The organism is Methylobacterium sp. WL8 (assembly GCF_008040045.1).
GTDB lineage: Bacteria > Pseudomonadota > Alphaproteobacteria > Rhizobiales > Beijerinckiaceae > Methylobacterium > Methylobacterium cerastii.
Genome location: NZ_VRVF01000069.1, coordinates 1 through 20,425, shown reverse-complemented (window position 1 = coordinate 20,425; position 20,425 = coordinate 1). Strand labels below are relative to the sequence as shown.

At 72.9% G+C, this 20,425-nt stretch carries 17 protein-coding genes; 2 read left to right on the top strand and 15 right to left on the bottom strand.

The window, feature by feature from the left end; all coding sequences use genetic code 11:
• Positions 1-8 precede the first annotated feature (8 nt).
• The 3 genes from hemC to FV234_RS20370 all read right to left on the bottom strand — a co-directional run bounded on the left by hemC (position 9) and on the right by FV234_RS20370 (position 2,270).
• Complete coding sequence (gene hemC, locus FV234_RS20380; RefSeq protein WP_147764290.1) at positions 9-932, bottom strand: hydroxymethylbilane synthase; 924 nt, start codon at positions 930-932, stop codon at positions 9-11.
• A gap of 146 nt (positions 933-1,078) precedes the next feature.
• The gene (locus FV234_RS20375; RefSeq protein WP_147753517.1) at positions 1,079-1,378 is read right to left on the bottom strand and encodes an antibiotic biosynthesis monooxygenase family protein; all 300 of its coding nucleotides are present in this window, start codon (positions 1,376-1,378) and stop codon (positions 1,079-1,081) included.
• A 28-nt stretch (positions 1,379-1,406) separates the two neighbouring features.
• Positions 1,407-2,270, bottom strand: a complete 864-nt coding sequence (locus FV234_RS20370) for a Kdo hydroxylase family protein (RefSeq protein WP_147764291.1) — start codon at positions 2,268-2,270, stop codon at positions 1,407-1,409.
• A gap of 218 nt (positions 2,271-2,488) precedes the next feature.
• Between FV234_RS20370 and FV234_RS20365 the strand changes: the two genes are divergently transcribed.
• Entirely contained in the window at positions 2,489-2,944 is a 456-nt protein-coding gene (locus FV234_RS20365) for an RNA polymerase subunit sigma-70 (RefSeq protein ID WP_147753519.1), read from the top strand.
• Positions 2,945-3,051: 107 nt separating this feature from the next.
• Positions 3,052-3,528, top strand: coding sequence for a VOC family protein (locus FV234_RS20360; protein ID WP_147831290.1), 477 nt, complete (start codon positions 3,052-3,054; stop codon positions 3,526-3,528).
• 55 nt (positions 3,529-3,583) lie between these two features.
• On the opposite strand, the gene FV234_RS20355 is transcribed toward FV234_RS20360, so the two are convergent.
• From FV234_RS20355 to FV234_RS20300, 12 genes are all read right to left on the bottom strand, one after another.
• A complete protein-coding gene (locus FV234_RS20355; protein ID WP_147764293.1) occupies positions 3,584-4,105 on the bottom strand; it encodes a histidine phosphatase family protein in 522 nt (173 codons plus the stop codon).
• The gene (locus tag FV234_RS20350) at positions 4,105-5,085 is read right to left on the bottom strand and encodes an aldo/keto reductase (RefSeq protein ID WP_147764294.1); all 981 of its coding nucleotides are present in this window, start codon (positions 5,083-5,085) and stop codon (positions 4,105-4,107) included. Before FV234_RS20350 ends, FV234_RS20355 begins: the two co-directional genes overlap by 1 nt.
• A gap of 326 nt (positions 5,086-5,411) precedes the next feature.
• On the bottom strand, positions 5,412-6,263 hold the full coding sequence (locus tag FV234_RS20345) for a MoxR family ATPase (RefSeq protein WP_147764295.1): 852 nt from the start codon (positions 6,261-6,263) through the stop codon (positions 5,412-5,414).
• A gap of 254 nt (positions 6,264-6,517) precedes the next feature.
• Positions 6,518-7,027: a ferritin-like domain-containing protein gene (locus tag FV234_RS20340; protein WP_147764296.1), complete on the bottom strand. Its 510-nt coding sequence runs from the start codon at positions 7,025-7,027 to the stop codon at positions 6,518-6,520.
• A 241-nt stretch (positions 7,028-7,268) separates the two neighbouring features.
• The gene (locus FV234_RS20335; RefSeq protein WP_147764297.1) at positions 7,269-8,003 is read right to left on the bottom strand and encodes a histidine phosphotransferase family protein; all 735 of its coding nucleotides are present in this window, start codon (positions 8,001-8,003) and stop codon (positions 7,269-7,271) included.
• Between the two features lie 206 nt (positions 8,004-8,209).
• Positions 8,210-8,770, bottom strand: a complete 561-nt coding sequence (locus FV234_RS20330) for a type II toxin-antitoxin system VapC family toxin (protein ID WP_147831288.1) — start codon at positions 8,768-8,770, stop codon at positions 8,210-8,212.
• A 3-nt stretch (positions 8,771-8,773) separates the two neighbouring features.
• Positions 8,774-9,109 carry a hypothetical protein gene (locus FV234_RS20325; protein ID WP_238272940.1) on the bottom strand — a complete coding sequence of 112 codons (336 nt, stop codon included), beginning with the start codon at positions 9,107-9,109 and terminating at the stop codon, positions 8,774-8,776.
• Between the two features lie 93 nt (positions 9,110-9,202).
• Complete coding sequence (pbpC, locus tag FV234_RS20320; RefSeq protein ID WP_246686250.1) at positions 9,203-11,239, bottom strand: penicillin-binding protein 1C; 2,037 nt, start codon at positions 11,237-11,239, stop codon at positions 9,203-9,205.
• 205 nt (positions 11,240-11,444) lie between these two features.
• Positions 11,445-16,790: an alpha-2-macroglobulin gene (locus FV234_RS20315; RefSeq protein WP_147831286.1), complete on the bottom strand. Its 5,346-nt coding sequence runs from the start codon at positions 16,788-16,790 to the stop codon at positions 11,445-11,447.
• A gap of 104 nt (positions 16,791-16,894) precedes the next feature.
• Entirely contained in the window at positions 16,895-18,451 is a 1,557-nt protein-coding gene (locus tag FV234_RS20310) for an alpha/beta hydrolase domain-containing protein (RefSeq protein WP_147831284.1), read from the bottom strand.
• A gap of 253 nt (positions 18,452-18,704) precedes the next feature.
• Complete coding sequence (locus FV234_RS20305) at positions 18,705-18,902, bottom strand: hypothetical protein (protein ID WP_147764301.1); 198 nt, start codon at positions 18,900-18,902, stop codon at positions 18,705-18,707.
• Positions 18,903-18,999: 97 nt separating this feature from the next.
• Positions 19,000-20,421 carry an amidase gene (locus tag FV234_RS20300; RefSeq protein ID WP_147831294.1) on the bottom strand — a complete coding sequence of 474 codons (1,422 nt, stop codon included), beginning with the start codon at positions 20,419-20,421 and terminating at the stop codon, positions 19,000-19,002.
• Between the last annotated feature and the right edge of the window lie 4 nt (positions 20,422-20,425).

The following is a 20,425-nucleotide window of genomic DNA, read 5'->3' as shown; positions in this document are numbered from 1 at the left end:
GCCGCGGCCTACTGCAGGTGCTTCGTGTAGATCTCGCCCGCCGCCGCCTTGATCTCGGCCCCGCACTCGCGGCCGATCCGGGCCGCGTCGGCGACCGGGCCCGAGCGGGAGGCGGCCCAATGGCGGCTGCCGTCGGGGAGGAACAGCAGGCCGTTGAGGCTGAGCGTGTCGCCCTCGATCCGCGCCAGCGCCGCGATCGGCGTGCGGCAGGAGCCGTCGAGCTCGGCCAGCAGCGCCCGCTCGGCGCCGATGGCGGTGGTGGTGCGGGCGCAGGCCAACGGGGCCAGCAGCGCGTGGATCTCGGCGTCGCCTTCGCGGGCCTCGATGCCCAGCGCCCCTTGGGCCACCGCCGGCAGCATCTCCTCGACCGAGAGCACCGAGCGCGCCATGCCCTCCAGGCCGAGGCGCTCGAGGCCGGCGAGCGCCAGCAGCGTCGCGTCGCACTCGCCGGCCTCGAGCTTGCGCATGCGGGTGTTGGCGTTGCCGCGCAGCGGCACGATCCGCAGGTCCGGCCGGCGCATCAGCACCTGCGCCGCGCGCCGGAGCGAGGAGGTGCCGACGCGCGCGCCCTCGGGCAGTTCCGCGAACCCGGAGGCCCGCGGCGACAGGAAGGCGTCGCGCGGGTCGTCGCGCGCCAGGATGCAGGCGATGACCAGCCCCTCGGGCAGCCAGGTCTCGACGTCCTTCATCGAGTGGACGGCGACATCCACCTCGTCGGAGAACAGCGCCTGCTCCAATTCCTTGGTGAACAGCCCCTTGCCGCCGATCTCGGAGAGCGGCCGGTCCAGGATCTTGTCCGCCACGGTGGTGACGACGACCAGCTCGGTCTCGAGGCCGGGGTTGGCCGCCACGATCTTGTCGCGGACCATGCCGGTCTGCGCGAGCGCCATCGGGCTACCGCGGGTGCCGATGCGGAGGGGACGCTGGATCATGTGCTTCTTGTCTCGCCCGAGCTTTGCGCGAGCATCGTTGCGGGACGACGTGGGCGCAAGCTCTGTCGATGCTTCGGGACCGATCACTCCGCAGGAAGCGCGGGTCGCCTCTCCCGTTCGGGAGAGGGGGCGCGTCGAGCGATCCGTCAGAACGCCTTCAGCACCCGCTCGGTGTGCTCCACCGCGGGCGGGCTCGCGAAGCACGGGGAGACGATGGCGCGGTAATCCTGCCAAGCTTGCGAGCCGGTGAAGTCCTTGGTGTGGGCCTCCAGCGTCTCCCACTCGATCAGCAGGCGGTAGCGCTGCGGATGCTCGACCGAGCGCCGCACGTCGAAGCTGCGGCAGCCGGCGGCGACCCGGAAGATCTCGGCGGCCCGACTGATGCCGGCCTCGAACTCGGCCTCCATGCCGGGCTTGATCTCGACCTGCGCGATTTCGAGGATCATTCGTGTCACGTCCTTGTGCGGAAAAAACCTATTGGAGCGGGCGGCCGAGCTTGCGCGCGAGGATCCGCTGCGGGCTCGTCTCCGGGTCGGCCTGGGCGGAGACCGGCAGGTAGGCGGTCTGCTCCAGCATGTAGCGGCCGCCCATGGCCCCGTGCATGACGAGGTCGGAGAAGGTCACCCAGGTCTGGCCGGGCTGGAATTCCACGTCGGCCTGGGGGGCGTTCGCCTGGTAGCCTTCGTCCTGCTTCAGGGCGTCGTGCAGGTGCAGCATCAGGTGGTCGTATTCCGAGCGCCGCGCCTTGGTGATGCGGAGCGCCGCCAGCAGGCGCGCCGAGAGCGGCGAATAGCCCGGGAGCTTGGGCAGGAACTTGTCGGCCATCGAGCCGAAATCCTCGCCCACCCGCCACAGGCGCGGCTGGCCGCTCGGGTTGATGTTGCGGAACACCCGCAGGATGCGCTTCTCGCCGATCGGGTTCGAGGGGAAGGCGTCGACGTGCAGGCGGGTGTCGTCGCGGCGCCAGCTCATCTTGCGCCGGTCCACGTCGAAGGGCCGGTACGAGGTGCCGGCGAGGCTGATCCGGTCGGCATATTCCGGCAGGTGGCGCGCGATCAGCGCTTCGGCGAAACCGCGATAGCGCACCAGCAGCCGGCGCAGGGCCTCCTGCTCCTCCGGCGTGCCGGCGGCGCCCCGGAGGCTCGCCGCCTCGCCGCGGATGTTGACGTTCTTGGCCTTGCCGTCGGCGAACGGGCGCTCGGTGAAGCGCCGCTCGAAGTCGCTGAACGGGAAGTCGAGATCGGGGAACATCAGCACCGCGCCGCCTTCGAGTGCCGCGGCGAGCGAGCCGTTCGCGGCGGATCCCGCAGCGGGGACGGTGAGGATCGGGCTGATCATGCGGGTCGCGTGTCCTGTCGCGTGGCCGGCTTCGCGGGTCCGCGGGTTTAGCCGACGCCCGCGGGAAGGGCCAGCCGCGGCGGTTTTCCGGTGGATGACGGCACCTGCGTCCTGTCATCCCGGGATGCCGCAACCGGAACGCCTTGCGCAACCGATGCCGAGGCGGCACGTTCTCCCCCTGTTCCGGGCGGTCTCGCCCGCGCAAGGATCATTCGCCGATGGCGACGCTGAAGGAATTCGAGGAGTCGCTGCGCGAGCACGGCATGAACATGGCGCTCGCGCTGCTGGAGCGCCTGCGCGAGCGCGACCGCGCCACCCGCACGGTGAAGCCCGCCCGCCGGCTGACCGGGCAGAAGATGACGCCGGAACTCGCCCACGCCATCCTCGACCTGCACGCCTCCACCGGGATGACCCAGCAGGAGATCGCCTTCAAGGTCGGCGTGAACCAGGGGCGGGTCAACGAGGTGATCAAGCGCGGCAAGTGGCTCGACGGCGATCCGCACGCCCCCGAGGCGGTGGCCCGCGACAAGGCGCTCGCCCGCCTGCGCGGCGAGCCGACGGCGCGCAAGGCGCCCACGGTGAAGCGCGCGTCGGGCAAGAGCATCCCGGTCAAGGCCAAGACCGCCCCCGCGCCGCGGCGCAACCAGGGGCAGCTGGCGTTCGGCGACCTCTGAGCCGTTCGGCCGGGGTCGAAACGCAACCGGCTCGACGACGTGACCAAGGGTTTGCGACGGTGCGCAAGCCTTGACCGCCTCGCTCGGACGATGACCTTATCGACGGCATGGAGCCGCTTCCCGACCCCGTCGAACGCGCCCGCGCTTCAGGCTCCGGCGCTCCCCCGGAAGGCGGCTTCTCGGCCCTGACGCCGGAGCTGTCCGTCAGCGATCTCGATGCGAGCCTGCGGTTCTGGTGCGACCTGCTCGGGTTCGCCATCGCCTACGATCGCCCGGCCGCCCGCTTCGCCTATCTCACGCGGGGCAGAGCCCAGATCATGCTGTGTCAGCTGAACGGTCGCTGGTCGACGGGCGTCCTGGATCGTCCCTACGGCCGGGGGGTGAACTTCCAGATCATGGTCGACCGGCTGGACCCGATCCTGGCCGCGCTCGAGACCGCGCGCTGGCCGCTGTTCGATGAGCCGAGGGAGGCCTGGTATCGGACAGGTCCGATCGAGGCCGGCCAACGAGAGTTCCTCGTCCAAGACCCCGACGGATATCTCGTGCGCCTCGCCGAGAGTCTCGGGCACCGGAAACCCGAGTGACGTCCATTCTCCGGCCGGGCCGCCATTCTCGCGATCAAGCTGATCGTGTTCGCCCCTAATCCGTCAGGTCGGGGCTCAAGTCCTTCGGCCGCACGAAGCGCTCCAGGCGGCCGTTGCGGCCGACCTCGCTCCAATGCGCCACGTCGAACTCGATCACCGCCAGCGCCGCCGTGGGGAAGCCCTGCGCGAGGCGCTTCTGCGCGGCGCGCGCGCCCTCCGCCACCAGCATGTCGGCGAGCGCCTCGGTGCCGGGGTTGTGGCCCACGAGGATCAAGGTGTCGGCCGTGTCGGGGCTTTCGCGGACGGCCGCAAGCAGCGCGGCGGGCGGGGCCTCGTAGATCGTCTCGACGATGCGCACGCGCACCGCGTCGAGGGCGGTCGCCACCGCCTCCCAGGTTTCCCGCGTGCGCTTCGACGGCGAGACCAGGGCGAGGTCCGGCTTCAGGCCTTCGCTCGCGAGGTAGGCGCCCATCCGCGGCGCGGCCTCGCGGCCGCGGGCGTCGAGGGGCCGGTCGATGTCGGAGACGCCCGGCGGCCGGTCGGACTTGGCGTGGCGCAGGAGCAGCAGGCGGCGCATCAGGCGAATCCGACGATCGGGTGCGGGGTGTAGAGCGCTTCGAGGCCCTGCGTCTCCTCCGGCGTCAGCACGAGGTCGAGGGCGGCGACCGCGTCGGTGAGGTGGCCCCCCTTCGAGGCGCCGACGATCGGGGCGGCGACCTCGGGCTTGGCCGCGACCCAGGCGAGGGCCACCTGCGCGCGCGGCACGCCGCGGGCCTTCGCGATCTCGGCGACCTTGGCGATGATCGCCTCGTCCGCCGCGGCGGCCGCGTCGTAGAGGCCCTTGCCGACGGCGTCGCTGTCCTGGCGCGCGGTGGTGGAATCGGGGTCGCGGGTCAGCCGCCCGCGGGCGAGCGGGCTCCAGGGCAGCACGGCGATCCCCTGGTCGCGGCAGAGCGGCAGCATCTCGCGCTCCTCCTCGCGATGCAGCAGGTTGACGTGGTTCTGCATGGTCGCGAACCGCGTCCAGCCATGGAGGTCCGCGGTGTAGAGCGCCTTCGAGAACTGCCACGCGTACATCGACGAGGCGCCGAGATACCGCGCCTTGCCGGCCTTCACCACGTCGTGCAGCGCCTCGAGCGTCACCTCGATCGGGGTGTCGTAGTCCCAGCGGTGGATCTGGAACAGGTCGACGTGGTCCATGCCGAGCCGCTTCAGGCTGGCGTCGATCGCGGAAAAGATCGCTTTTCGCGAGAGGCCGCCGGCGTTCGGCTGGTCCTTGAGCGGGAAGTAGCACTTCGTCGCGACGACGAGGCTGTCGCGGTCGCCGTAATCCTTCAGCGCCCGCCCGACGATCTCCTCGCTGGTGCCGTCGGAATAGTAGTTGGCCGTGTCGAAGAAGTTGATGCCGAGGTCGAGCGCCTGGTGGATCAGCGGACGGCTCTCGTCCTCCGGCAGCGTCCAGGGATGGGGCCCGCGCTCAGGGATGCCGTAGGTCATGCAGCCGAGGCAGAGGGCGGACACGTCGAGGCCGGTGCGGCCGAGCTTTTTCATCTTCATGCGGCGCGATCTGAGTGAGTGCGATACGATGGACAGAGCGGGATGCGTCTTTCGCGGGTCCGACGCGCGGCCCCCTCTCCTCGCACGCGGGAAGAGGCCTGCAGGCACCGCGTCGTGCCTGCAGGAAGCAGAGGCGAAGCCGCAGCGGCGGTGAGGGGGCTTCGACGAACGAGCCCTCCTCCGTCCACCCCCCCCTCACCCTCGGCTGCCGCCTCGCCGTGCTCCCCGACAAGGGGGAGACACGGCCCTCTCCCCGCAGGCGGGGCGAGGGGATGCATGGGGGTCGGTCCGCCCGGGACCAGGAAGGAGGACGCCGAAACGGCGCCTCAGCCCCCGCGCCCCTCGCGCCGCATCATGAAGGCCAGCTTCTCGAACAGGCTGACGTCCTGCTCGTTCTTGAGCAGCGCCCCGTGCAGCGGCGGGATCAGCTTGCGGGCATTGGTCTCGCGCAGCGTCTCGGGATCGACGTCCTCCGAGACGAGGAGCTTGAGCCAGTCGAGGAGTTCCGAGGTCGAGGGCTTCTTCTTGAGGCCCGGCACCTCGCGGGTCTCCAGGAACACCCGCAGCGCCTCCTCGACGAGGCGGTGCTTGATGCCGGGATAGTGCACGTCGACGATCGATTGCAGCGTCTGCGCGTCCGGGAACTTGATGTAGTGGAAGAAGCACCGGCGCAGGAACGCGTCCGGCAGCTCCTTCTCGTTGTTCGAAGTGATGATCACCACCGGGCGGCGATCCGCCCGCACCGTCTCGCCGGTCTCGTAGACGAAGAACTCCATGCGATCGAGCTCGGTGAGCAGGTCGTTCGGGAACTCGATGTCGGCCTTGTCGATCTCGTCGATCAAGAGCACCGGGCGCTCGTCGGCGGTGAAGGCCTCCCACAGCTTGCCGCGGCGGATGTAGTTCGCAATGTCCGAGACCCGCGGGTCGCCGAGCTGCGAGTCGCGCAGGCGCGAGACCGCGTCGTACTCGTACAGGCCCTGCTGCGCCTTGGTGGTCGACTTCACGTTCCACGTGAGGAGCCGGGCGCCGAGGCCCTTGGCGATCTCCTCGGCCAGCACCGTCTTGCCGGTGCCGGGCTCGCCCTTCACCAGCAGCGGCCGCTCGAGCACGATGGCGGCGTTGACGGCCGCCGTCAGGTCGGGCGTCGCGACGTAGGACTCGGTTCCGGTGAAGCGCATCGAGCTGTTTCGTCCTGGCGGGCCGGCGCGGCCGACCCGTCCGACATAGGGCGCAAAGCCGGTCGCGAGCAACGCCCCTCGGTGATCGCTCAAAAAGCGATCATCTTGGGCTTCTTGCCGGCCTCGATCGCCGGCGCCCGCCTCCGCGGGCTTAGGCTTCCGCTCCGCTCGACGCATGCCCGGACATCCGTCCGGACAAGCCCGCCGCTCCGCGCGGCGCTCTTCGCGCCGAAGACGTCGCCCTCCCTGGTCGTTTACCGGTCGGCCTTCTCGCCGGCGGTGGACAGCTCGATGTAGCGCAGGGTCGTCGGGCGGACGAGCTCGCGCACCTTGGCGGCCATGCCCTCCTCCTCCTTCAGCGATTGCTGGAAGGCGGCGGCATGCCCCTGCTGGCCGGCGGCCTCGCCGATCGCGAGCAGCGAGGTGTAGGCCGCGATCTCGAAGTTCTCGAAGGCGTGGTTGGCGTAGGCGTTCTTCAGGATCTCGTCCTGGGCCGGCGCGTGCCCGAGCGCCATCATGTTGCCGACGAAGCCGAGGAACCCCTCCTTCAGCGCGGACGAGCTCTCGGCCAGGCTGTGCAGCGCCTCCTCCAGGCGTGTGCGCTGGCCGTGGGTCTCGTCGATGTGGCGGCGGAGCGCCGCCTCCATCTCGGGATAGTTCTGCAGCCGTTCGACCTGGCGCTCCATGATCTGGAGCGCCTGCATCTCCAGGGCGTGGGTGTTCTTCAGAGCCGTGACGTAGATGTCGCGCGTGTCGAGGGCCATCGTGCATCTCCTGAGCGGCGGCCGGAACGTCGGCCTGGGATCAGGGGGAAGACCCGGCGAACACCGGCCAAGTTTCCGGCCGAGCGCGCGGGCGTTCAGTGTGACGCAGGGGGGGTGGATCGCGCGAAGCACCGCGTGGTCCCCTCTCCCGAACGGGAGAGGGGACCCGTGCCTTGCTCGGGACGCGTGGCGAGGCGTCCGCATCCAGGAACCGCTGCGGGGAGAGGGACGAGCCCGCCCCTCAGGCGAGCAGGGTGTCCGACGGCTCGCTGTCGGACGGCCGGTCGTCCTCGGAGCTGGCCGGCGGCGTCTCGATCACCGGCTCGACCGCGGCGGCGACCGGCTCCGAGCGGATCGTCACGGTGTCGCCCTCGATGGAGAAGCTCACGGTCATGGCGGCGGCGCGGGCCACGAGGCCGGCGTAGTAGGGCAGGATGCCGTGGGCGTCGACGACGCCGTTCTCGGGCGTGCCGGCGATCAGCGCCTCGACATGGGGCGGGATGCGGGCGTGCGAGCCCTTGGCGACCAGCACCAGGGTCGGGGCCTCGCCGTCGCCCGTGACCTTGACGTCGAGGAGGCCGCCGCGCGGGATCGCGCCGGTGGAAATCATCACGAGGTTCAAGAGCAGCTTGACCTTGTTCTTGGGGAAGAGCGCCACCGGCGCGCTCCAGCTGAGCTGGGTCTTCTCGTCGGAGAACATGCCGCGGGAGACCTTCTCCGCGTCGGCGAGGTCGATCGAGGCCCCGGCCGAGCCCGCCGCGCCGAACGCGATCCGGGCGAATTGCAGCCGGGCGGAGGCGTGGCGCGCGCTCTTGCGGATCAGGTCGAGGGCGAACTCGCGCATCGACTCGTCCTGGTCGTCCTCCAGCACCTCGAGACCGTTCACGATCGCGCCCACGGGGCTGATCACGTCGTGGCAGACGCGGGAGCACAGCAGCGCGGAGAGGTCGAGGGCGTCGAGGGTCACGGCATTCATGGCACGCTCCGGGCGTTTTCTTCGGACTTGGTCTTCGGACTTGGTCGTCCGGCTTGGCGACGCGGAACCCGGCCGCCGCGGCGGCCCGCCCGAACGGATAGACGCCACATCCGGCTTTGCAAAGGGTTACGGGGGGCGGCGCGCGGCCCCGGACGCGCGAGCGCTGGGGGGCCGCCATCATCCGCAACGCCCCCCGTCGCAGCTCGTCAGGTCCGATAGAACAGCGCCCGGCCGTCCGCCCGGATCTGGAGCAGGGCGTCGAACTCCCGCACGTTGCGGGTCAGCACGGCGAACCCGTGCTTCATCGCCTGGACGAAGAGCACGCAGTCGTGGAGGGCCTTCATGCGCTCGGGCTTGCCGTAGCCCTGAACGCGCGCGAGCAGGCCGGCATACACGGCGGCCTGGCCGAGGACGTCCATGTCCGGCACGAACAGGCGATGCGCCGGCATGGCCTCGACGGCCGCCTCGATCGCCGCGACGGCGGCTGGGGTCCGCGCGTCGCCCGGATCGAGCACGCCCACCGCATGCAGGAGTTCCTGCACGGCGACGGCGCTGTGGTTCACCGGCCGGATCGCGAGCAGGTCCTCGACGACGGCGGGCGCCTTGCCCTGCATCTGGTCGATGTAGACGCAGGTATCGAGGAGAAGCCCGTTCCCGGCCGACGCGTCGGGTCCGAGGAACGGAAGCGCGTCGTCGGGGCGGCGGGCGAGGGTCCGCGCCGCAGCGCGCCGCCTGACGCGTTCGGCGGACCGGAAGTCGAACGCCACGGTTTAGAAATCGAGATCGAGGCTCGGATCGACCGTGCCCCGCAGCCCCCGGAACGTGTCGGCGAAGTCGTCCTCGATCGCCAGGTTCGCCAGGGCGAACTCCACGAGCTCGGTGTCCGAGCGGATACCGGTGCGCGCCTTCGCGCGCTCGATCAGCTCCGGCGACACGCGCCCCGAGATGCGACCGCCCTTCCGCGCGATCAGGCCGCTTTCCTGCGCGCGGGCCAGCACCGCCTGGACCTTCGATCGGGAGGTCGCGGCGGCCTCGATCGCGGGCGACCGCTCGGGCCGGATCGAACCGGCGGGTCGGTGCGGGTGCGGCTCGGATCGGCTCGCCATCGGGATGCTCGCCCTGCGTTCAACGATTTGCGATTTCGATCACCATACGGCCGGGGGCGACCCCGGGCAATCGATGCGACGAGCGGACGACGCTCACTCCAGCCGCACCACGACGCTGTCGCTCGCCCCCGTCGCGTCGAGGACCGAGATGCGGGCGAAGCCGGCGCCGTCGGGGACCCATTCGGACTGGCGCCGGGCGGAATCCGCCACCGGCTTCCCGCCGACCATCCAGGTCAGCGGCGGCACGCCGCCGAGCGCCTTGAGGGCGAGGCGGGCCTGCTGCGCAGGGTCCCCCTTCAGGTCCTGCAGCCCGAGATCGATGCGGGCGCCGTCGGGCGGGTAGGCGATCTTGAGGGGCGCCGCGTCGGCCGCCGCCAGGGTCTTGGGCGCGTCGCGGCGGATGTGACGGAGCGGCGGCGGCAGGGCGGCCGAGGTGGCGACGAGCGCGTCGCGCGGCTGGGCCACCGGCTCGGGCTCGCCGCCGAAGCGCGAGAACGCGTCGAACAGGATCGGCGCCGCGACGGCGCGGCCGACCAGCCCCGGCACCGCCGCCCCGTCCGGCCGCCCGACCCAGACCGCGATCGTCACGCGCCGGTCGAAGCCCGCAGCCCAGGCGTCGCGATAGCCGAACGAGGTGCCGGTCTTGTAGGCGATGCGGCCGGGCAGCGCGTTCTCGGGGGGCGGCGCGCCGCGCAGGATGTCGGCGACGTACCAGGCGGCCACCGGCTCGGCGACGCGGCGGGCGGAGTCGGCAGGCGGCGGCCGGTCGGCGCGGCGCATCAGCTCCGGCATGGCGCCGCCGCGGGCCAGCCCGGCATAGAGCCGGGCGAGGTCGGTCAGCGTGATCCCCAGGCCGCCGAGCGCCACCGGCAGCCCCGGCGCGGCGTCGCGCGGCAGCAGGATCGTAGCGCCCGCCGCCCGCAGACGGGCGATGAACCGGGCAGGCCCCACCGCCTCCATCAGCGCGACGGCGGGCACGTTGAGCGAAAGCTGCAGCGCGCGGCGCGCGGTGACGGTGCCCTGGTAGGTCAGGTCGAAGTTCTCGGGGGCGTAGGACGCGGCGTAGCGGGCCGGACGGTCGTCGAGCAGTGTCTCGGGATGCGCCAGCCCGCTCTCGAAGGCCTGCGCGTAGATGAAGGGCTTTAGGGCCGAGCCCGGCGAGCGCACGGCCAGCGTCATGTCGATGGCGCCGCGGCGCGCGGCGTCGCGGTAGCCGGCGCTGCCGACCTGGGCGAGCACCGCGCCGGTGCGGTTGTCGATCGCGAGGATCGCCGCCGAGAGGCCGGGGCCGGCCCCTTGCGCCCGCTCCGCGGCGAGCTGCTCGAGGCTCGCCTGGAGGCGGCCGTCCAGCGTCAGGCGCAGCACCGCCGCGCCCGGGTCGGCGGCCACCGCCTCCTCGGCCGCGTGCGCCGCCACCATCGGGAACGGGCGCCGCCGGTCCGGCACCGGCTCGGCCTTGGCGGCGGCGGCCTCGGCGCGGGTGATCGCGCCGCGGGCGGCGGCGATGTCGAGCACGCGGTCCCGCGCCCGCCGGGCGGTGTCGGCGAACCGGTCCGGCCGGCGGGTCTCGGGCGCTTGCGGCAGGGCGACGAGGAGGGCGGATTCGGCGAACGACAGGCGGGCGGGCTCGCGCCCGAAATAGGCGAGCGCCGCCGCCCGCACCCCCTCGACCGGGCCGCCATAGGGGGCGAGCGCGAGGTAGAGGTCGAGCACGCCGGCCTTGCCGAAGCGGCGCTCCAGCTCGACCGCGCGGACCATCTGCCGGAGCTTCGCGGCGAGCGAGCGCTCGGGGCGCGGCTCGACGAGGCGGGCGACCTGCATCGACAGGGTCGAGCCGCCGGAGACGATCCGTCCGTGCGCCAGCCATTGCCAGGCGGCCCGGAGCGTCGCCGCCGGGTCGATGCCGGGATGGTCGGCGAAGCGCCGGTCCTCGTAGGCCGTGAGCATCGTGAGATAGCGCGGGTCGACGGAGGCCGCCCGCACCGGCAGCCGCCAGCGCCCGTCCGGGGTGGCGAACGGGCGCAGCAGGGTGTCGCGCGCGTCGACGACGATGGTCGAGCGGAGGTCAGCCTGCGTCAGGTCGAGGGGCGGTAGCGTCGCCGCGAAGCGCCAGAGGGCGAGGAGGGGGATGGCGACGGCAAGAGCGACGAGAGCGAGGCCGGCTAGCGACCATCGCAGCGCGGATGCCGGACGACCCGCAGGCCCCCTCTCCCGAGCGGGAGAGGGTTGGGGTGAGGGATGAGAACTGTCCGGAGAGGTCACGCCCCTCACCCCAGCCCTCTCCCCATGGGAGAGGGAGCCGTGCGCACCACCGGGTCTCGCTCGTCCGCCATCCCTACTTCGCCGCCCCGATCTCGACGGAGCCGAACGCGGTGCGGCCGAAGCGTTCGGGGCGGTACATGTCCTCGATCGTCGCGGCCGGGTGGACGTAGGTGCCCGGCGAGACCGCGCGCACGGTGTAGGCGGCGGTGAAGAAGGCCGATTGCTCGGGGGCGCGGTCGTAGGCGGCCACGAAGCGGTCGTCTCGGAACTCGGTGTGGACCGGCTGCACGTCGGACTTCGCGAAGGCCAGGCCGCTGAGCCCGTCGGCGTCGAGGAGCTTCGGGTTGTCGATCTCGAGACCCGCGGGCAGGCGGTCGACCAGCAGCAGGCGTCCGGCGCTGGCCTTGGCCTCCGTCACCTTCAACACCACCACGAGGCGGTCGTTCTGGCGGATGCCGCGGGCGGGGTCGACGACGCTTCCGTCGAGGCGGTGGTAGCTCCGCTCGATCGTGTAGCCCCGCGCGTCGGCCGGCTCCGGCGTCACCGGGTTGCCGGAGACACCGAGCGCCACCTGCACCGGCGCCCGGCCGGTGTTGACGATCGCCACCGGGCGCTCCAGCGCCGCCGCCTTGTAGCTGCGCGCCAGGGGGCCGGACTGGGGCGCGCCGTCGACGGTGAAGGACAGCGCGTCGGACTCCTTTGTCAGCCCTTGCGCCGCCAGCACCATCCAGGTGTTCTCCTGCGTGCTGGTGACCCGCCCCGAGGCGCGCTCTTCGGTGAGGACCGCGGAGACCGGGGTCAGCGCGGCCTGCGAGAAGCCGGTCTCGGCGGCGAGCGCCAGCAGGCCGGCGCCGTCGCGCAGGCGCGAGCCGTAGTCGGCGCGGTAGCTCTGCTTGTCCCGCTCGGAGCGCAGCGCCGTCAGCGCCGAGTCCATCGCCTTGGCCGCACGGCCGCGGTCGCCCAGCAGCGCCAGGGCCGCCGCGATCTGCGCCCGCCCGAGGGGGGTGGCGAAGTCGGCGAGCTTGGTGTCGGCGAGGTAGCGCAGGTCCCCCATCACCGGGCGGCCGTTCCGGGCGAGCACGTAGGCGGCGTAGGCGAGGTCGGTGCCGCCGTCGCGCACCTCGGTGGTGTTGGCGACCGCGTTGCGCAGGCGGTCGAGGGCTTGGCCGAACGCGACCTGCGGCACGGCGAACCCACGCTCGCGGGCCCGCGTCAGGAAGTCGGTGATGTAGGCCGAGAGCCAGAGGTCGTTCGAGCCTTGCGCCGACCACAGCCCGAAATCGCCGCTCGCATCCTGGCGCGACAGCACCCGCTCGATCGCCTCGCGGATCCGGGCGTCGACGGTGTCGTCGAGGGCGAGCCGGTCGCGGGCGGCGAGCGCGTTGACGTAGAGCAGCGGCATCGCCCGGCTCACCACCTGCTCGGAGCAGCCGTAAGGGTAGCGGTCGAGCGCCAGCAGCAGCGCCGGCACGTCGATGCCGGGCAGCGCCGAGGCCCCCACCGAGACCGTGCCGGTGCCGGGCAGGATGTCGGCGAGGAGGTCGCCGGAGACCTGCAGGCCGGCGCCGGGCGCGAGCGTGCGCACCTCGCGCCGCACCAGCGCGCCGGTGCCGGGCGAGACCGCGAGCGTGAAGCGCTGGCCGACGCCCGCCGCGAGGCCGGGGCCGGACAGCGTCAGGTCGAGGGTCGCGGTGCCGGGGCCGGCCGCGGTGATCGGCACGACGAGCTGCCCCTTGGCGCCGGCCTCCAGCCGCATCGTCGCGCGCACCGCCTGCGCGCCGACCAGCACCGGGCCGGACAGGTCGAAGTCGAGGGTGTAGTCGCCGGCCTGCCCCTCGACGTTGTCCAGCGCCACGAAGGCGCGCGAGCGGTCGCCGGCGTTGAGGAAGCGCGGCAGCGTGCCGGTGACCACCACGGGGTCGCGCACGATCACGTCGGCCGAGGCCTGGCCGACGCGGGCCCCGCTCCACGCGGTGACCATCACCCGCGCGGTGCCGTTGAAGGCGGGCACCGGGAAGGTGACGCTGGCGCTGCCGTCCGGGGCCACGCTCACCACGCCGGAATAGAGCGCGAGCGGGGCCTGGGTCGGGGGCGAATCCGCGAGCTCCGCGCCGGCTCCGTCGCCGCCGGAGCGGATCGCGCCGACCGTGCCCTGCATCCCGTCGATCAGGTACCCGTAGACGTCGCGGATCTCGGGGCCGAGCGCCTTCTGGCCGAGGAAGTAGGCGACGGGGTTCGGCGCCTCGTAGCGGGTGAGGTTGAGGATGCCGACGTCGACCATCGCCACGGTGACGCGCGCCGCCTCGCCGGACTTGAGGCCCGCGAGGCGGATCGGCAGGGTCAGGTCCTGGCGCGGCCGGGCCTTCGCCGGAGCCTCGACCGAGACCGTGAGCGCGCGCTCGGCCCGGTCGACGGAGAACCACGCGACCCCGAGCGCCCGGCCCGGCAGGCGCTTGGCCGCCTGGTCGAGGGGCCGGTAGGCGGTGGCGACGAGGTAGGCGCCGGCGCCCCACTCGGCCTTGACCGGGATCGACACCGTGGCGCCCGCCTCCGGCACGTCCACGTCGCGCACCACCTGGACCCGGTCGCCGACCACCGTCACGGTGGCCCGGCCCTTGAAGTGCGGGTTCAGCCGCGCCTGCAGGGTGTCGCCGGCCTTGTAGGCCGCCTTGTCGAGGGTGAGGTCGAGGAGGTCGGGCACGTCGGCCGTCTCCGAGCCGCCCCAGCCGACGCTGAAGGTGACGCTCGCCGCAGCCCCCGGCCTGCCCGGCACGCTCGCCTCGAGCCGGTACTTGCCGAAGCCGAGCGCCTGCGCGACCTTGGCCGGCGCGTCCGCCTTGAGGTCGAGGGTGCCGTCGGCGACGCGGCGCACGGATTTCACCGGCTCGAACGACCAGCGGCCGTCGGCGCGGTACCATTGGTAGGTCTGCTCCAGGCGCGACAGCGTCCAGGTCACGCCGCCCTGCGCCAGCCGCGTGCCGTCGGGGGCCGCCATCACCAGGTCGAAGCCCGCCGTGCCGTTCACCGGCAAATCGTCCGAAAACCCCTTGCGGATCGCCAGCACCGGACCCTCGGGCAGGATCGGCAGGGTGAGGCTGCGCGACAGCGCCCGCCCGCCGGGCTCGCCCACGGCCAGGGTGATCTTGGCCTCCAGCGGGCGCGGGGCGGCGAGCGCCTGCACCGGGACCGTCACCACGGCCTCGCCCTTGGCGTCGGTGGTGGCGCGCGCCTCGATCTCCTGGGTCGAGGCCTCGATCGCCTCGTCGTCGAGGCCGACCTGGAAACCCTCCAGGCCCTTGACGCCGCTCGCGGCCGCCGCCTGCACGGTGACGCTGCCCGAGACGTCGAGCCCCGAGCCCGGCGCGCCGTAGAGGTAGCGCGCGGCCACCGCGACCTTCGCGGCCTCGCCCTTGCGCAGGGCCGGCTGCTCGGGCTTCAGCGTCACCTCGAGCCGCTCGGGGACGTAGTCCTCGAGCAGGAACGAGGCCTCGCCGACGGCCGGCGCCTTCGGGTCGGTGAAGGCCGCGATCCGCCAGGTGCCGTGCATCGCGCCCGACAGCAGCGGCAGCGGCAGGGCGCGCCCGCCCAGGCCCTGGTCGGCCACCGAGACGCGGCGGTACTCGACGCCGTCGGGGCGCTTGACCACCAGGGTCAGCGGCAGGCTCGGCACCGCCTTGCCCTGCCCGTCGCGGAGGATGGCGGTGATCTGCACGGTCTCGCCGGAGCGGTAGACCCCGCGCTCGGGGAAGACGTAGGCCTCGATCGCGCCGGCGTCGGCCCGGCCCTTCACGCCGCGGTCGGTGAGGTCGAAGGCCGCGAGGTTGAGGTCGAGGAAACCGTAATCGTCGCCGACCTGCGCCACCACGAGGCTCGGCGCCGCGCCGCCCTCCCCGCGGGCGAGCCCCGGATCGAAGGCGGCATGCCCGCTCTCGTCGGTGCGGCGGGTGGCCAGCACCTCGTTGTTGCGGGCGACGAGGCGGATCTCGGCGTTCGGCACCACCGTGGCGGCGGCGAGCGAGCGCGCGAAGACGTGGACGCCGTCGCGGCCCTTGAAGGCGGTCAACCCGAGGTCGGAGACCACGAACCACTGCGTCGCCTTCGCTTCGTAGCCGTCCTCGCCCTCGGACGACGCGACGGCGCCGGAGGGCTGGGCCAGCATCACGTAGAGGCCGGGCTCGAGCTTTCCGACCGCCTGCAGCACGGGGAAGGCGGTGACCGCCTCCTGGTTCACCTCGGCCTTGGCGGTGTCGAGGGTGCCCTTCCAGACCTGGACGCCCTTCTCCGCGGCGATGGTCCGCGCGGTGGCGCCGTTGAGCTGGCCCAGGAACTCCTCCGATCGCAGGGACGGCAGCAGGCCGCGGTCGCCGATGCGCAGCACCTCGACGTCGAGCTTCGGGGCGTTGACCGAGACCAGCGGCACCCCCGCCTGGCCGGTGCGGGGCAGGACGTAGTTGCGGCCGGTGAAGCGCACCTGGGGGGCGCGGTCGCGGACGTAGACCTCGTAGTCGGCCGACTTCAGCAGCACCTCGCCGACCGAGGAGGGCAGGCCCTGGCGCACGACGAAGGCGTAGGAGCCGCCGTGCTTCAAACCGTCGACGCAGACCTGCGCGCCCTCCGCCGTGACCGCGGCGTTGGTCGCGCCCGACACCGCGACGAAGGGGGCGAAGTCGGTCCTGGCCGCGACCGGCTCGGAGAAGGTGAAGCACACCCGCGGGGCGGCGGCGTCCGCGTCGACCTTGTAGTCGAGGATGCGGAAGCCGTGCTCGGCGCGCATCGTCTCGTAGGCCTCGCGCATCGCGGCCACGTCGTTGAGGGCCAGGCTCGCGGCGTAGGCTTCGAGCGCCGGGCGCCACTCCCCGCGGCCGCCCTGGATCTCGGCGAGCTGGGCCAGGGCCTGGGCCGCCTCGGGGGCGGTGCGCGCGCGCTGGTAGGCCTGGTAGGCGGCGGCCGGCGCCCGGCCGCGCAGGCGCGCGCGGCCCTCGTAATCCTTGTTCTCGTCGTCTCCGGCCACCGCGTCGGCCGCACGCGCGTAGCCGAGCCAGGCCTGGATGTCGGACGGGTCGCCGGCGGCCGCGGCGGAGAACAGCGGCAACGCCTCGGCGGGTTTGTCGTCGGCGAGCAGCGCCTCGGCGGCGCGGCGCGACGCGGCGGGATTTTTCGTGACCCCGCCCGACTCGCCTTTCAGCGACGCCTCGAGCCGCACGGCCGCGCTCGCCAGCGCCTCGCGCACGAAAGGTCTGGCGAAGGCGGGCGCGGGCCGCGCCGCGGGAGTCGGAGCGGATGTCGAGGCGGGCCTGGCCGCGGGGCGCGCGCCGGGCGCAGGCACTTGAGCCTGAGCCCAAGAGGGCGCCAAAGAGGGTGTCGCGACCAGGAGCCCGGCCAGAAGCCCGATCCGACGCCCGAACCCCGATCCCAGCATGGTCGTCCTCGTCCCGTCGCGCCGGGCGCCGCGAGCGGCGGCGCCGGCGATTCGCGCGGTGCGCGAATGCCGGCGGACCCTAGCACCCGGCCGGCAGGCCGCAATCAGCGCGGCGGCGCCGACGGGGTCTGCGCGTCGAAAATCGGGGTCTCGGCAGCCGCGTTGACGACGATCGCCGCATCCTCCGGCAGCAGGAAGCCCTGGGCCTCGGCCTCCCGGGCGGCGGCGCGCACGCGGTTCACGTAGTCGGCCTGGCTTCGGTAGCGCTCGGTCAGCGAAGGCGGCCCGCCCCCGCCGGCATTTCGCGCGAACGGCCGGTAGGCGCCGACGAGCGAGCAGGTGAAGGTGGAGAGCGGTGCGTTCTGCAGGCCGTGGACGCCGAGCGGCACGGCGATGTCGGGCAGGCGCACGCCGCCGAGCGGGTTGCCGTCGGCGTCGCGTCGCGGCACCTGCACCACCGCATCCGGCAGGGCCTTGGGCGGCTGCAGCACGGCCGGGTCGCCGGTGGCCGGTTCCAGCGGCATCAGCCGGGTCTCGGGCGGAGGTTCGTTCCGCGCGACCCAGCCGTCCAGGCGCTGCAGGGTCGCGCGCGCCACCGGCGCCCAGTCGAGCCGGCCCGGCGGCAGGGTGCAGGGCTCGGCCTTGAGCACGGTGACGTGCGAGGCGCCGGCCACGTCGTACATCCGGACGTTGCCCGGCAGGGCGAGGTCCGCGGTGCCCGAGGCGCCGGTACGGCCCAGCGAGGCGCGCAGCGACGCATAGTCCACGGTGGAATTGAGCAGCATCGCCTTGGGCGGCACCTCTCCCCGCGCCTCGGCCGCGGCGACGATCGCGCCGACGGTCAGCCGCCCGTCGTGGACGCCGGGAAACTCCGGGTCGGCGAAGTTCGGCGCGCCGTCGGCGCTCGATCCGGGCCCTAGCCCCGAGCGCAGGATCGGCAGCAGCCCGGCGCCCGAGACGAAGACGTGCATCCCGTCGAAGACGCGCCGGCCCTCGGCCCGGTTGAAGCCGTGCAGCAGGAAGGTCTTGAGGAAGCGCCCGTCCTGCGACTTGCCGACGGCCAGCGTGCGGCTCACGCTGCCGGCGAGCGGGTTCGGCGTGCCGGCGGCGTCCCCGGCGGCGTGCGCGAGGAAGTCGGCCGCGTCCCGCACGATGGCGAAGCCGACCCCCTCGACGAAGCGCCGCCGTCCCTCCGCGTCGGTAAACGACGGCAGGTCGGCGCCCTGGCCGAGTTCCCAGTACACCTCGGCGACCCGGTAACCGCGATCCTCCAGGAAGCCCGTCCCGGCATCGAGGTTGCCCGACGCCATCGGGAGCGCCCGCGGGCTGTTGTAGAGCGCGTGGGCGTAGGCCTTGCCGCGGTTGGGCACGTCGACCAGCAGGGCGCCGTTGCCGGCGGCGGGGTCGACCGGCAGGAACAGGATGATCCGCGCGCCGTATTCTACCTTTCCGGCGGCGTTGCGCCCGGCCTTGTCGAGATCGGGAATGCCCGCCTCGTCCAACGCCAGCTCGCCGACGACCCGCCCGTCCCAGCGCTCGTAGGCCCCGGCCGCGAAGCTGCCGTAGGGCTGCTTGCCCACGATCTCCAGCCGGACCACCTTGGCTTCGGCGGCGGTGCCGAGCGCGAGGACGAGGGCGGCGGCGCACAGGATGCGTTTCATGCAAGGACCCATTTTCCGGCGCAGCTTGGCGCAATCGCGCGGTGGCGGCTAGGCAGCCTCCGCGTCCGGCGATGCGGCGGAGCTTTTCGCGCAAGGGCTCGGGGAGCGATGCGAGCCACGCATCCTCCTGGCCGGGCTCGGGCAGCACCGTGCCGAATTCCAGGAGGCCGTGGGCGGGGATGCTCGGAGATGGCGACCCAGACGTCGTGGTCCGCGATGCCGAGGATCGCGCTCGTCTCGGCCATGATGCGCCTCACAGCGCCTTCCGATCCGGGGGCCGGCCCGCGGGGATGGCGACGCGGACCCAGACGTGATCGGGCGAGGCCGGCGCGCCGCCGATGAAGATCGACCCCGGGTCGACCGCCTGGATGACGACCTGGACGAGGCATCGCGGTGCCCCCGCCTCGACCGCATGGATGGCGACGATGCGAGCCCGCTCCTCGGCGGTCACCGCCCGCGCGGTCGAGCGCTGTCGAGACGGCGTAGGTCGGCATCCGGGGGCGTCCCGTCCAGGGCGGGGACGCCCGCCCCGGATGCGCGCGGGTCGCCTACAGGCTCGGGTGAAGCCCGCGCACCGGGCTGACTCCTTCCAGGAGCGCTGCGGCGTGCAGGATCGTCGCCTCCGCCTGCCAGCGGCCCACCACCTGCACGTTGATCGGCAGTCCCTCGCGGCTCGTTCCGAACCGCATCGACAGCCCCGGCAGGCCGGTCACGTTCAGCGGCACCGTCGCGCCCTGGAGGTAGGTCAGGTCGACCGTCTTCCCGTCGACGACGAGTTCCTTGATGCCGTGCTTGTGCGCCGGCACCGGCAGCACGGGCGTCAGCAGGATGTCGTGGTCGCGGAAGTAGGCGGCGTAGCCGTCGCGGAGCCGCTCCGCCGCCTGCTCGGCCGCGACGTACTCCGCCATCGTGGTGTCGGGCAGCGACAGCATGGTCTTGGCCATCGTGTACATCTGGTCTTCGTGCCCGGCGGTCGCCGCGCGGAAGGCCGGCTTCATCTCCATCACGTGGAGCTTGTTGAACACGTCGAGGGCGAAGTCGCGCTCCAGCGCCGGGATGCGCACGGCCTCCACCGTGTGACCGAGGCTCGCCAGCGCTTCGGCCGCCGCCCGCACGGTCGCCGCGACCTCGGAATCGACCGGCCCGAAGCCGGGCTCGACCAGCCAGCCCACCCGCAGCGGACGGTCCGGTGCGGGCGCCGCGCCGGCCTCGAACCGGCTGGCGTAGCCGTCCTCGCCGTCGGGGCCGGCAAGCAGCGAGAAGGCCAGCGCGAGGTCGCGGATCGAGCGCGCCATCGGGCCGACGTGCCAGAAGCGGCGCGGCGCCCGCGGCCAGATGCCGGTCATCGGCACGCGCCCGTGGGTGCCTTTGAGCGAGACGATCCCGGTCTGCGCGGCCGGGCCGCGGACCGAGATGGCGAGGTCGGTGCCCAGCCCCAGGGGCGACATGCCGGCCGCGATGGCCGCCGACTCGCCGCCGCTCGATCCGCCCGGCGTGCGCGTCAGGTCCCAGGGGTTGTTCGAGCGGCCCGAGAGCAGGTTGTCGCTCTCGATCCAGTAGGAGAATTCGGGGAGGTTGGTCTTGGCCAGCAGGATGCCGCCGGCCTGCTTCAGGCGCGCCACGCTGGTCGCGTCGGCCTCGGGCGTGCGGCCCTTGAAGATCGGCGAGCCGCGCTGGGTCATGATGCCCGCCGTGTCGATCGAATCCTTCACGGTGAACGGCACCCCATGAAGCGGTCCTAGCTCCCGCCCCGCCATCACCGCCGCCTCCGCGTCCTTGGCCGCGGCGAGCGCGCCCTCCGCGACGGTGACGATGGCGTTGATCTGGGGGTCGACCGCCGCGATCCGGTCGAGATGCGCCTGCACGACTTCGACCGGCGAGAGCTGCCGAGTGCGGATCAATTCGGCGAGCCGGGTCGCGTCCGAGAAGACGACGTCCTGTGTCGTGGAGGGGGTGGTGGGCTGGGTCATGGGC